The organism is Olleya sp. Hel_I_94, assembly GCF_007827365.1.
Classification (GTDB): Bacteria; Bacteroidota; Bacteroidia; order Flavobacteriales; family Flavobacteriaceae; genus Olleya.
On record NZ_VISI01000002.1, the window covers coordinates 835,337 to 848,833 of the forward strand.

The window sequence follows — 13,497 nt, forward strand, 5'->3', positions numbered from 1 at the left end:
ATATGAACCCAGATAATTATACAATCAAATCGCAAGAAGCCATACAACGCGCTCAGCAGATTGCGCAAAGTTATGGTCATCAACAAATAGAAAATGAACACTTTTTTAAAGCCATTTTTGAGGTTGATGAAAACGTATTACCATTCATCTTAAAAAAACTGAATGTCAATCTTAATGTATTAGAATTAGCATTAGATAAGCAACTAGAAAGTTTTCCTAAAGTTACAGGAGCAGATTTAATGCTGTCTCGTGAAGCCAGTAAAACATTAAACGAAGCGTCTATTATTGCCAAAGCAATGAATGACGATTACGTATCCATAGAGCACTTTATTTTAGCAGTCTTTAAATCAAAGAGCAAAATAGCACAAATGCTAAAAGACCAAGGTGTGACAGAAAAAGGTTTAAAAGCAGCTATTGACGAGCTTAGAAAAGGAGATCGTGTAACCTCACAAAGTCAAGAGGAAACCTACAACTCCCTTAATAAATACGCTAAAAACCTAAATAAATTAGCCAGAGACGGAAAATTAGATCCGGTAATTGGTCGTGATGAAGAAATTAGAAGAATCCTTCAAATTTTATCTCGTCGTACTAAAAACAATCCAATATTAGTTGGTGAGCCTGGAACTGGTAAAACCGCTATTGCAGAAGGTTTAGCACACAGAATTGTAGATGGTGACGTCCCAGAAAACCTAGTGGATAAGCAAATTTTTGCGTTAGACATGGGTGCACTAATTGCAGGTGCTAAATTTAAAGGCGAATTTGAAGAACGCCTAAAAGCAGTTATAAAAGAAGTAACAGAAAGTGAAGGTGACATTGTACTATTTATTGACGAAATCCATACACTTGTTGGTGCAGGTGGCGGACAAGGAGCAATGGATGCTGCAAACATTTTAAAACCTGCTTTAGCGCGTGGTGAGTTGCGCGCTATTGGAGCAACCACTTTAGATGAGTACCAAAAGTATTTTGAAAAAGATAAAGCCTTAGAGCGTCGTTTCCAGAAAGTAATGGTTAATGAACCTGACACAGAAAGTGCCATTTCTATTTTAAGAGGAATTAAAGAAAAATACGAAACACACCATAAAGTACGTATTAAAGATGATGCTATTATTGGTGCTGTAGAGTTATCTCAACGCTATATTACCAACAGATTTTTACCAGATAAAGCTATTGACTTAATGGATGAAGCTGCTGCTAAAATGCGTATGGAAATCAACTCAAAACCAGAAGAACTTGATGTTTTAGACAGAAAAGTGATGCAGTTAGAGATTGAAATCGAAGCAATTAAGCGTGAAAAAGACGAAAGTAAATTAAAAACATTACAATCTGATTTAGCTAATTTAAAAGAAGAACGCAACGAGATCAATGCTAAATGGATTAGCGAAAAAGAAGTTGTAGACAACATACAAAACAGAAAACAAGACATCGAAAACTTTAAGCTTGAAGCAGAAAAAGCTGAACGCGATGGAGATTACGGTAAGGTTGCCGAGTTACGTTATGGTAAGATTAAAGAAGCACAAGAAGCATTAGAAAAATTACAGAAAGATTTAGCTGATAACCAGTCTGAAAATTCTTTAATCAAAGAAGAGGTAACTTATGAAGATATTGCAGAAGTTGTTGCTAAATGGACAGGCATTCCTGTTACTAAAATGTTACAAGGCGATCGCGAAAAGCTTTTAAACCTTGAAAAAGAATTACACAAACGTGTGATTGGTCAAGAAGAAGCTATTGTTGCGGTTAGTGATGCAGTAAGACGTAGTCGTGCAGGATTACAAAATCCAGAAAAACCAATCGGAACCTTCCTTTTTTTAGGAACAACTGGTGTTGGTAAAACAGAGTTAGCTAAAGCATTAGCAGAATATCTGTTTGATGATGAAAGCGCGATGACCAGAATAGATATGAGCGAATACCAAGAGCGTCATGCGGTAAGCAGATTAGTTGGTGCGCCTCCAGGATATGTTGGTTATGATGAAGGTGGGCAACTAACCGAAGCAGTTAGACGTAAACCTTATTCTGTAGTGCTTTTAGACGAAATTGAAAAAGCGCATCCAGACACGTTTAATATCTTATTACAAGTGTTAGACGAAGGACATTTAACAGATAATAAAGGTCGTATTGCAGATTTTAAAAACACTATTATTATCATGACCTCCAACATGGGAAGTCAAATAATACAAGAGCGTTTTGATGCTGTAAAAGATGTAGAAACTGCTATTGAAGGTGCTAAAGTGGATGTTTTAGCCTTATTAAAACAAACGGTAAGACCTGAGTTTATAAATAGGATTGATGACATTATTATGTTTACACCTTTAACGCAAGATAATATTACAGAAATTGTAGGATTACAGCTAAAAGGTATTTCTAAAATGATTGCAAAACAAGGGATAACTTTTGATGCAACACCTGAAGCTATTAAATATCTAGCATACAAAGGTTATAATCCAGAATATGGTGCAAGACCTGTAAAACGTGTCATTCAGAAAGATGTACTTAACCAATTAAGTAAAGAGATTTTATCAGGAAAAGTAACAACAGATAGTATTATTTTATTAGATGCTTTTGATGGCGAATTAGTCTTTAGAAATCAAAGCGATTTAGTAACGGAAGAACTGTAATCACAAAGTTCTGTTAACATAAAATAAAGCGTAAAAGAGCACGTTTTAATTATGGTTGGTTAGTTGAAAAGCAACACAATACTTTACAAAAGTGGCGTGTTGCTTTTTTTTGTTCTATATTGTATTACTCTAATAAAAAACCACTTAGCTTGATCACATCCCTACTAAAAAATCATCTTGTCGTTCTTTTTATATTAACCTCAACATTTGTTTTATCTCAATCTAAATTTAAACGTGTATTAACTTCGGAAACCGATTTTAACGCCTTAAAAACATCACCAAACACTAATAAATATGGGAATATTGATGCTTTAAAAGTCGTTTTTGATATTAAAGAACAACAACTCTATTTTATAAATAGTAAAGACTATAAATACCATTACCATTTTTGTAAAGGCTATTTAGAAATCCCAGAAACTTTAAGAGAATTTAATAACACTAACTATACTTCTCAACATAAAAACAAACGTTTTTTATTAGGGAACATAAACCATTATTTAGCAAACAACACTTATAATTTAGAGCTTTCTCCTATTGATGATATGCAAATTGCAGAGATTAAAACCTTTTACGAAGCCATCAAAAAAGCAACGTATTTTAAAAGCTTTAATTTCTTTTTAAATACGGCACGTTTAGAACAATTAGATGCTGTTTTGGACATTCCCACACTATCGGCTTCAGATTTATATGGAGACCAAACGTATCAAGCGGTGAGCACTCAAAAAAGCTATGGATGCTTAAAATTTGTTGCTGTTGATTCGTTAAAACAAAACAATATTTCTAAACATGATATAATTGTTATTAATCAACCAATCTTAGAATTACCTATTACTGCTGGTGTTATAACCACTATTTTGCAAACCCCATTAAGTCACATTTCAGTTTTAGGAAAAAACAGACAAATTCCAATTGCAGCTTACACTAAAGCCATGCAATCTGATATTTTAAAAAGCTTTGACAATCAATATGTTTCTTTTGAAGTGGCTTTAGACACCTTTTACATCAAACCAATCTCTAAAGAATTGTTTGAAAGAAAAACTAAAAAACAGAAAAAAGCGACGTTATTTCTAGAAAAAAATACAGCGGTACAAACACTAATTAATGCTGACAATTTAAGTCAAAACTCAATAAACACTGTTGGTGGTAAAGCTGCTAACTTTGGTGTGTTATATGATTTAGCTAAACAAGAAGCCTTTAAAATTCCGGAATCCGCTTTTGCTATTCCGTTTTACTATTATGAAGCACATCTAAAAACGTCTGGAGCAGACAGCTTAGTTAAGCAAATGATTTATGATTATAAAATCAATCAAGATGCTAATAAACTAACCCAGCAACTAAAAACAATACAAAAACTTATAAAAAAAACACCTTTAGATCCTGATTTAATATCTCAAGTCGAAGCTAAAATTAAAAGTTTAGGAGACGAGACCCGCTTACGATTTAGAAGCTCGACAAATGCAGAAGATATTGTTGGGTTTTCGGGAGCAGGATTATACGACTCTAAAACAGGTATTGTTGGTAGCAAGAAAAAATCTATTGAAAAAGCCATCAAAAAAGTATGGTCAAGCTTATGGTATGAGCGCGCCTTTTTAGAACGTGACTACTTCAATATTGACCAAAACAGCATTGCAATGGGTATTTTAGTGCATCGCTCCTTCCCTAACGAGAAAGCCAATGGTGTTGCCATTACTAAAAATTTATATCGAAAAAACTACTTAGGTAATGTTATAAATGTACAAGTTGGAGACGCTAGTGTTGTTAAACCTGAAGACGGTGTGACTTGCGACCAGATTATTTGCTATTCTGGATCGTCTTCTAAATTATATAACGAAAAACGTATTGTCGAAATCATATCACACTCTAACCTTAACAATGGTAAATTAGTGATGACGGAAGCCGAAATAATTACACTCTCCGAACAATTAGAAAAAATCAAAAAACACTATTACTATAACGTGTATAAATCTAAACAGAAGTACTTAGAGTTTGGTTTGGATATCGAATTTAAACTAGATGGAGCGGATCGCGAATTATATATAAAGCAGGTAAGATATTTTAATGATTAAGTCACAAATTTATTAATACCAAGTTATACCTACTACTTTCTTAACTCTGTTGGCTAACAACTAGACTTTTAAGCTACAATAAGCTTATAACGTGCCTTTTTAGAGATAAAACAGGTATTTATAAAGACTATTAAAAATCTCTAAAATTATAGCTTACTATAGATAATTGCATATCAAATAACTACAACAATTTTAAAGTGATATGGCAGTTTATTAAATCCAAAATTTAATTTTAAATTTTAAAAGCCCCTTTTTTATTACTATCTTGAAAACATTGAACTATCAACCAAAACCATAAAACAACATGGGAATATTCCATTATTACGATATAGGTAATGCCGAAATTTATGTTTTTGATGACTTTTTAATTAAACAGGTCAAAGAAGGTGCTTTTATCAGTGATGACGATACAGAATTATTTGTTGAAATAATAGAAAAGCATTTCAAGAATAAAAATTTCGCCTTTATATCCAACCGTGTCGCCTCTTATTCTGTTAATCCATTAGTTTATAACGCAGCTAACAAAATACCAAATCTAGTCGCCTTTGCAGTTATAACCAATGACGAAAAAATGCGCGAAACTTCTAGGTTTGAAAACAAATTTCATAATAAACCTTTTGAGCTTTTCGAAAATTTAAGCGATACCATACTTTGGACGTCTAAAATTATAAAACAAGAAGACGAGAAAAAGTCTGAAATTTTATAAATGGATTGATTAAAAGCTAAATTCTAAAACTAGAATCCGTTTATGAAAATAATCAGTATAATCTGGTCTCAAATTTATAAGACCAAGAACAGCTAATTCTTTAGGCATCAAACCGGCAGCCTCTCTTCTATTCCAATAATTAGTAATAAAACTATCATCACCTTTTATTTTATAAAGTGCTTTCATGTACTTCCCAATGTTATTAGCTTCTAATATTTTAGTTGAATCTTTAGATTCTGATAAGGTGCTGTAGCGATAAACTTCATCCCATAAACCACTTTCATGAAATTCTTTATTTGTTTTCTTTGACTGAAATTCAAACTTTTTAGGGTCCTCAATTTCAATAGAAAGTAAATCAATCAAATACTTTTTATAAGCAATATCAACCGATAAATTAGGATACATTTTAGTTAAATTATTTTCAAAATCTAACACAAGTGCATTAAGAGATTCTACTTGTCTCTCCCCAAGTATATCCTCAAATATCGCAACCCTTTTTTCTGATATAGTTTTTGAACACCCAAGTGTTAAAAGAAAAAGAAGTGCAATTTGAATTTTATATGTTTTAAAAACTATCAAATTTCTATTTTATTTTTTATTTACAATTATAAAGCTTCTGCACTCTTTTTTAATTGTGCCTTAAACAAGTCTTCTGTTACCTCTGCATTATAAAAAGGAATCATTTTATCCATAATTGCTTTACCTTCTTCTGAATGTAAAATCTCTGGAAAAGCTTTTTCTAGCACTTGTAACATTACAGATGTTGCTGTTGATGCTCCTGGAGATGCTCCCAACAAACAAGTAACACTTCCGTCTTTACTGCTTACTACTTCTGTCCCAAATTGTAAAACTCCACCTTCAAATTCGTCCTTTTTAATAATCTGAACACGTTGTCCAGCTACTAATATTTCCCAGTCATCACTATTAGCATCTTTAACAAATTTGCGTAACTCCTTCATGCGGTCTTCATGAGAGGATGTTACTTGCTCTATTAAATACTTAGTTAATGGTAGATTATGCCAAAAAGCTCCTAATAAAGGCGAAATATTATCAAATTTGACCGATTTTAATAAATCAAAATTAGAACCTTCTTTTAAAAATTTAGGGCTAAAACCCGCAAAAGGACCAAAAAGCAATTCGCGTTTTCCGTTAATATAACGTGTATCTAAATGCGGTGTGGACATTGGCGGATCGCCAAGTCCAGCCTTACTATATACTTTAGCATTATGCTGTTTAATAATGTCTTCATTTTTACAAACTAACCATTCGCCACTAATAGGAAAACCACCATATCCTTCTTTTTCTTCAATTTCTACTTTTTGTAATAAAAGAAGACTTCCTCCTCCTGCTCCAATAAAAACATGTTTAGATTCTAGATTATATTTTTGGTTAGTTTCAATATTTTCCATCTCTACCGTCCAATCAATATCTGGACTTGGATCAATATCTATAACTTCCATATTACAATACACTGGTGTATCAAATTTGGTTTCTAAAATATTGAATAATGTTTTTGTTAACGTTCCATAATTAACCTCTGTACCTCTGTCAATTCTGGATGCAGCCATCACCTCATCTTCATCTCTGTTATTCATAATTAACGGAAACCAGTCTTTCATTTTACTCTTATCCTTTGTAAATTGAATAGTATCAAACATAAAATGATGTTTCATGGTGTTAAAACGCTGCTCTAAGTATGTAGCATTTTCTTCACCTAAAACCCAACTATGATGTGGTACTGCAGCAATAAAACTATTAGGATCGTCAATTAAACCAAGCTCCACTAAATAGCTCCAAAATTGTTTAGACTCTTCAAACTGCTGACAAATTTTTATGGCTTTTTCAATAACGACTTTTCCATCTTCCTCAGGACAATAATTAAGTTCGCAGAGTGCAGAATGTCCTGTACCTGCATTATTCCAAGCAGCAGAACTTTCCTGAGCCACCTCACTAAGACGCTCGACAATCAATACTTTTAAATCCGGTTTTAAAATCTTGGACATTAATGCCAAAGTAGCACTCATAATTCCGCCTCCAACACAAATTAAATCGTATTCCTGTGTACTGTCTAGCTTAGCTTTGCTCATTCTAAATTATTTTTTTTAAATATAAATAAGTCAAACGAGAAAATAAGTTTGAAACAAAAAAAAGACTACAAATTGTAGTCTTTTTTTATATAGTGTATTCTTAAATTAAAGCTTTACCCCAATCCCTAGACCAATAATTAAAGGGTTAATATCCACCTCTACAGGTATTACAGCCTCACCTGCATTTACCGTCACATCTGTACTAAGTAATAATTGTTTAACGTCTAAATTTAAAAACCATTTATCGTTTAAATTATAATCAATTCCTGCTTGAAATGAAAAGCCTACCGAGTTTTCATAATCCATACCCACAACATCTCCTGCATCTTCTCCATAAAAAATAGTATAGTTTACACCTGCTCCAACGTAAGGTTTAAAATCTCCTGAATAAAAATGATATTGCACATTTAAAGTTGGAGGCAATAACCATACATGACCTAAATCCAAACCTTCAACCTCAACCTCATGTTTTGTGGTTGCCAAAATAAGCTCTGCAGCCCAATGCTTGGTAAAAAAATAAGTAAAATCAACCTCTGGAATTACAGTTGTAGAAATATCAACATCTGCGCCTTCAAGATTATCTCCAGGAGAAGGGATTACAGCTGCTACTCTAAAACGAGCTTGCCAAGTATTAAAATCAGAATCGTTAGAAGGTGCATCTTGTGCTTTTACACTAAAAGATAAAAGTAATAGTAACACAAAGGGTATAATTATTTTTTTCATAATAAATTAAATTAGTTGTTTTTGTATACTGCAAATTTAAGTGAGACTTAAAACACAAAAGCTGACTTATGTCATTGTTTAAGTAAGTTTATTTATCGTTTTTGCAGCATGTAGTTTGATAAAATGCTTTAACTTTTTTAATCAAAAAACAACTAACTTTATATCTTAATATTTTTTAGATGAAACCATTAAGTAAATACATAGATCACACCATTTTAAAAGCAACTGCAACTAAAGCAGATATTATACAATTGTGTCAAGAAGCAATACAACACCAATTTTTCTCTGTTTGTGTCAATAGCTGTTATGTTAGTTTGGCTAAAGCCGAATTAAAAGATAGCGACGTTAAAGTGTGTAGTGTTATTGGTTTTCCTTTAGGAGCCATGAGTACTATTGCTAAAGTTGAAGAAACCAAACAAGCTTTAAAAGATGGCGCAGATGAGATTGATATGGTTTTAAATATTGGTTTACTTAAAAGTAAAGCTTTTGAGACTGTATTTGAAGATATTAAGGCTGTAAAAAAAGTGATGCCATACAACACATTAAAAGTAATTTTAGAAACTTGTTATCTTAACAACCAAGAAATAAACGAAGCTAGTAAATTAGCCATTAAGGCTAAAGCCGAATTTATAAAAACCTCAACAGGTTTTGGTACTTCTGGTGCCACTATTGAAGCTGTAACTATAATGAAAGAAGCTATTAATAATGGCACTACAAAAATTAAAGCCTCTGGAGGTATTAGAGACACTGACACTGCATTACAATACATAAATCTAGGTGTTGACCGTATTGGAACGTCCAACGGAATTGCAATTGTGACAGGCAATGCATCAGGAGATAAAAATTATTAAACACTAGGCTATTCATTTCAACTAAATAAAAAAAACATGAGTATACATATTGGAGCCCAAAAAGGCGATGTTGCAGAAACTATTTTATTACCAGGAGACCCTTTACGTGCTAAATGGATTGCCACAACATTTTTTGAAAACCCTGTTTGCTTTAACGAAGTTAGAGGTATGCTAGGTTACACTGGTACGTATCAAGGTAAACGTGTCTCTGTAATGGGAACAGGAATGGGTGTGCCAAGTATATCTATTTATGCTCATGAATTGATTACACAATTTGGTGTAAAAAACCTGATTCGTGTTGGTAGTGCTGGATCATACCAAAAACACATCAAAATTAGAGATGTCGTATTAGCTATGGCTGCCTCATCAAACTCTGGAGTAAACGAGCTTAGATTTGGAGGAGCAGATTATGCACCTACAGCTAGTTTTGAATTGTTTCAAAAAGCAGTAGAAGCTGCAAAAAATAAAAATATTACTATTAAAGCTGGTAATGTTTTTACTTCAGACGAGTTTTATGCAGACGATTTTGAGTCCTATAAAAAATGGAGTAAATTTGGTGTGCTTTGTGTCGAGATGGAAACTGCTGGGTTATATACCGTAGCTGCCAAACACAATGTTAATGCTTTAACTATTTGTACCATATCAGACTCATTAGTCACTGGAGAAAAAACAACTAGTAAAGAACGCGAAACTACTTTTAAAGACATGATAGATATTGCTTTGGAGTTAGCTTAAACTAATCTATTGAAATTAAATTTAAAACCCATTACACTAGCCAACCACGAGGTGTTATTGCAGTTAATGCAACGTATTTATCCTCCTGCTTACAAACACTTATGGATAAACAATGATTGTAATTGGTACATAAACTCGCAATATAATTTAAAGCAACTAACCAAAGAGTTACAAGATTTAAATGCCAATTATTTTTTTATTAAATATGATACTAAAACCATTGGCATTTTAAGATTAATCCATCAAAAACCATTAAGGACCACAAAACTACATCGCTTATATTTAGACCAAGCGTATCAAGGTTTAGGTTTAGGCCAACAATTAATACAACTAAGCTATGACATAGCAACAGATAATCTATCTACCTCTATCTGGTTAGAAGCTATGGACACACAATTACAAGCTTTAAACTTTTATAAAAAATGTGGTTTTAAAATCGTGGACTCTTATACATTAGAGTTTGATTTAATTTTAGATCAATTTAGAGGCATGCATAAAATGACTAAACAATTATAATTACTTTAACTTCAATTTTATTAGCTTTGCACTAATGCAAAAAAAGATAAACATACTTAACAAAAAGGCTAAATTTCAATATGAAATTTTAGATAAATACACTGCTGGAATTGTTTTATCCGGAACAGAGATTAAATCCATTAGAAATAGTCAAGCGTCTATTGCCGAATCTTTTTGCGAGTTTAATGAGCAAGGTGAATTATTTGTTATTAATATGAATATCCAGGAATATGCATTTGGTAACTATTATAACCATAGACCAAAAGCAGAACGTAAATTGTTACTTAACAAACGTGAACTTAAAAAATTATTAAAAGAGGTAAACACGTCTGGTTTAACAATCATTCCGTTACGTCTATTTTTAAACGAAAAAGGGTTAGCCAAATTAGATATTGCTTTAGCTAAAGGAAAAAAACTTTACGATAAACGCGAAACGCTTAAGGATAGAGATAATAAACGTGATTTAGATCGTATTAAAAAATCTTTCAACTAAACATCAGTTTTACTTATGCTGCTTCCGTTTATGCTTTAGTTTCGACTAAAACAAAAATAGCAGACCTTTCTTTTTTTATTTTTCTTCAAGAAAAACTTTATAATTTTTATAACAATATTCAATTTCAATAAGTTATATGTTTGAGGCTAGGCAACCTTTTTATAAAAATGTGCGTCTATACTATTAAACAACCAACTTAAAAAAAATGAAATATTCCTTACTTACACTATTTACTTTAGTTAGCAGTTTTGCTTTTGCACAAATTACAGGTACTGTAACATCCAACCAAAACGACCCACTGCCTGTAGTCAATATTTTTATTGAAAACACGTACACTGGTACTACAACCAATAATGATGGTAATTACATTTTGGACCTTTCAAAAACGGGAGAATATACCATTACCTTTCAATACTTAGGTTATAAGACTATAAAAAAACAAGTTAACGTTACAAAGTTTCCGTTTGTACTTGATGTTGTTTTAGTAGAAGAAGATATTAACTTAGATGAGGTTGTTATAAATTCGGATGAAAATCCAGCAAATGCAATTATCAGACAGACTATTGCTAAACGTAAAGAAAATCTAAATAAACTTAAATCGTTTAAAGCCGAATTTTACTCAAGAGGTTTACTAAAAATGGTCGATGTCCCAGAAAAAATTATGGGTCAAGAGGTTGGTGATTTGGATGGTGCATTAGACTCGACCAGAACTGGTATTGTCTATTTATCTGAGACAATATCCAAACTAGAATACCAATCTCCTAAACCTATCAAAGAAACTATTGTCGCTTCTAAAATTAGTGGAGACAGCAATGGTTTTAGTTTTAATAATGCGACTGACGTCGAATTTAATTTTTATCAAAACACCTTTGAGTTAGGTAGCGAGATTGTATCTCCTATTGCGGACTTTGCCTTTAACTATTACAAATACAAACTAGTAGGTACGTTTTACGACGACTTAGGCAACCTTATTAATAAAATTGAATTACTTCCTAAACGTAAAAATGATAAAGCATTTGGAGGCTATATATATATCGTTGAAGACCAATGGAGTTTATTTGGTACAGACGTTACACTAACTGGACAACAAGCGCAAATACCAGCTGTAGATTTATTTAAAATTAAACAAACCTTTACCTATTACGACCAAGAAAAACAATGGGTTAAAACCACTCAATTATTTGATTTTGAGTTTGGAATATTTGGCTTTAATGGTGATGGTCGTTTTACAGCTGCTTACAGTGATTATGATTTTAACCCTAATTTTGATAAAAAGAATTTTACAAGAGAAGTACTTTCGTTTCAAGATAATGCCAATAAAAAAGACTCAGTATATTGGGAAACCAAAAGACCTGTGCCTTTAACTAGTGTAGAAGCAAATGACTATGTTAGAAGAGACAGCATACAATTAATCAGAGAATCAAAAACCTATTTAGACTCTGTAGACCAAGTTGACAACAAGTTTAAAATTGGTGATATTTTAGGTGGCTATAGTTATCGTGACTCGTATAACAAAACGTATTTTAATATCTCCTCTCCTATTACTAAACTAGGTTTTAACACAGTACAAGGTTGGAATGGTTCATTAACCGCAAGCTATACTAAGCGTTTTAAAGACGATAGTCCAGAGTATTTTAATATGTCATCTACTATTAATTATGGCGAGTCTGAGGATAGATTAAGAGCAACAGGAATTATTAATTACAGATTTGATAAAAAAAATAGAGCATTTGTGTCCTTATCAGGAGGTAGTAAAGTTGAGCAGTTTAATCCTAACCTAACTAGTTTAGATTTCTTAAACACATCATATTCCCTTTGGGCCGAAAAAAATTATCTAAAAATCTACGATCGTAATTTTGCACAATTAAATTATAGTCAAGAGTTGCTAAACGGTTTACATGTGTATTCTGACCTAAGTTATAACGATCGTAAACCATTATTTAACACTACAGATCAAACTTGGCAACCTCAAGACAACAGAGACTACAGTAGTAACAATCCAATAGATCCTACCGCAAATGGTGTTGCATCTTTTGATGCGCACAATATCATGAAGTTTAATCTTAATACACGTATTAACTTTGGACAAAATTACATGAGTTACCCATTTGGAAAATACAACCTTCCTAATAGTAAAATCCCGACCTTATATCTAGGTTACGAAAAAGGTTTTGGAAGTAGTAATGCTGATTATAATTTTGATCAATTTAAAGCTCAAATTTACCAAAGCTTAAACCTAGGTAACAAAGGTGATTTAACCTACTTAGCAAAAGGAGGAATATTTAATAATGCAGACGATATTGCTTTTGTAGACTACCACCATTTTAATGGTAATCAAACCAATACGGTTATAGACGGTAATTACATAAATGCCTTTAAAATACTACCATATTACGCTTTAAGTACTAATAAGGCTTACGCCGAATTTCATGCAGAACACAACTTTAAAGGGTACATTTTAAACAAAATTCCGTTACTAAATAAGCTTAATTTTAATTTGGTTGCTGGATTTAATGCAGCAGCAACTAAAGAAAACAAACCATACACCGAATATTCGCTTGGATTAAGCAATTTAGGTTGGGGTAAAATGCGCTTTTTACGTGTAGATTATGTGCGTGCTTACCAAGGAAGTGGTTTGGTTAACGATACCTTTATGTTTGGGTTTAGTTTTTAAGTGATAAACAGTTTTTAATAAAAAATAGTAATAC

The 13,497-nt window shown here is 32.3% G+C and carries 11 protein-coding genes; 8 read left to right on the forward strand and 3 right to left on the reverse strand.

The genetic code is table 11. The annotated features are described in order from the left end of the window. Positions 1-2 precede the first annotated feature (2 nt). From clpB to JM82_RS06825, 3 genes are all read left to right on the forward strand, one after another. A complete protein-coding gene (clpB, locus tag JM82_RS06815) occupies positions 3-2,612 on the forward strand; it encodes an ATP-dependent chaperone ClpB (RefSeq protein ID WP_145001966.1) in 2,610 nt (869 codons plus the stop codon). 149 nt (positions 2,613-2,761) lie between these two features. Further along, a complete protein-coding gene (locus JM82_RS06820) occupies positions 2,762-4,678 on the forward strand; it encodes a PEP/pyruvate-binding domain-containing protein (protein ID WP_145001967.1) in 1,917 nt (638 codons plus the stop codon). Between the two features lie 304 nt (positions 4,679-4,982). Beyond that, positions 4,983-5,384 carry a hypothetical protein gene (locus JM82_RS06825; RefSeq protein ID WP_145001968.1) on the forward strand — a complete coding sequence of 134 codons (402 nt, stop codon included), beginning with the start codon at positions 4,983-4,985 and terminating at the stop codon, positions 5,382-5,384. 9 nt (positions 5,385-5,393) lie between these two features. Here JM82_RS06825 and JM82_RS06830 read toward each other — a convergent pair whose 3' ends face one another. The 3 genes from JM82_RS06830 to JM82_RS06840 all read right to left on the reverse strand — a co-directional run bounded on the left by JM82_RS06830 (position 5,394) and on the right by JM82_RS06840 (position 8,194). Next, positions 5,394-5,963: a hypothetical protein gene (locus tag JM82_RS06830; RefSeq protein ID WP_145001969.1), complete on the reverse strand. Its 570-nt coding sequence runs from the start codon at positions 5,961-5,963 to the stop codon at positions 5,394-5,396. A 26-nt stretch (positions 5,964-5,989) separates the two neighbouring features. Then, positions 5,990-7,471: a malate dehydrogenase (quinone) gene (gene mqo / locus JM82_RS06835; protein WP_145001970.1), complete on the reverse strand. Its 1,482-nt coding sequence runs from the start codon at positions 7,469-7,471 to the stop codon at positions 5,990-5,992. Positions 7,472-7,576: 105 nt separating this feature from the next. Further along, positions 7,577-8,194 (reverse strand): OmpW/AlkL family protein, encoded by a 618-nt coding sequence (locus JM82_RS06840; RefSeq protein WP_145001971.1) that lies wholly within the window; start codon positions 8,192-8,194, stop codon positions 7,577-7,579. A gap of 179 nt (positions 8,195-8,373) precedes the next feature. On the opposite strand from JM82_RS06840, the gene deoC reads away from it, so the two are divergent. From deoC to JM82_RS06865, 5 genes are all read left to right on the forward strand, one after another. Then, positions 8,374-9,045, forward strand: a complete 672-nt coding sequence (gene deoC, locus JM82_RS06845; protein WP_145001972.1) for a deoxyribose-phosphate aldolase — start codon at positions 8,374-8,376, stop codon at positions 9,043-9,045. A gap of 36 nt (positions 9,046-9,081) precedes the next feature. Next, positions 9,082-9,780 carry a purine-nucleoside phosphorylase gene (deoD, locus tag JM82_RS06850; protein ID WP_145001973.1) on the forward strand — a complete coding sequence of 233 codons (699 nt, stop codon included), beginning with the start codon at positions 9,082-9,084 and terminating at the stop codon, positions 9,778-9,780. 9 nt (positions 9,781-9,789) lie between these two features. Continuing rightward, entirely contained in the window at positions 9,790-10,296 is a 507-nt protein-coding gene (locus tag JM82_RS06855; protein WP_145001974.1) for a GNAT family N-acetyltransferase, read from the forward strand. A gap of 34 nt (positions 10,297-10,330) precedes the next feature. Then, entirely contained in the window at positions 10,331-10,789 is a 459-nt protein-coding gene (smpB, locus tag JM82_RS06860) for an SsrA-binding protein SmpB (protein ID WP_145001975.1), read from the forward strand. A gap of 205 nt (positions 10,790-10,994) precedes the next feature. Further along, complete coding sequence (locus JM82_RS06865) at positions 10,995-13,463, forward strand: DUF5686 and carboxypeptidase regulatory-like domain-containing protein (RefSeq protein WP_145001976.1); 2,469 nt, start codon at positions 10,995-10,997, stop codon at positions 13,461-13,463. Positions 13,464-13,497: the final 34 nt, after the last annotated feature.

What these genes read in the sequence shown, in the direction of transcription:
- JM82_RS06825 (WP_145001968.1), top strand. Translation starts at nt 4,983, where the DNA reads ATGGGAATATTCCATTATTACGATATAGGTAATGCCGAAATTTATGTT.
- JM82_RS06840 (WP_145001971.1), bottom strand. Translation starts at nt 8,194, where the DNA reads ATGAAAAAAATAATTATACCCTTTGTGTTACTATTACTTTTATCTTTT.
- mqo (WP_145001970.1), bottom strand. Translation starts at nt 7,471, where the DNA reads ATGAGCAAAGCTAAGCTAGACAGTACACAGGAATACGATTTAATTTGT.
- clpB (WP_145001966.1), top strand. Translation starts at nt 3, where the DNA reads ATGAACCCAGATAATTATACAATCAAATCGCAAGAAGCCATACAACGC.
- JM82_RS06865 (WP_145001976.1), top strand. Translation starts at nt 10,995, where the DNA reads ATGAAATATTCCTTACTTACACTATTTACTTTAGTTAGCAGTTTTGCT.
- deoD (WP_145001973.1), top strand. Translation starts at nt 9,082, where the DNA reads ATGAGTATACATATTGGAGCCCAAAAAGGCGATGTTGCAGAAACTATT.
- deoC (WP_145001972.1), top strand. Translation starts at nt 8,374, where the DNA reads ATGAAACCATTAAGTAAATACATAGATCACACCATTTTAAAAGCAACT.
- smpB (WP_145001975.1), top strand. Translation starts at nt 10,331, where the DNA reads ATGCAAAAAAAGATAAACATACTTAACAAAAAGGCTAAATTTCAATAT.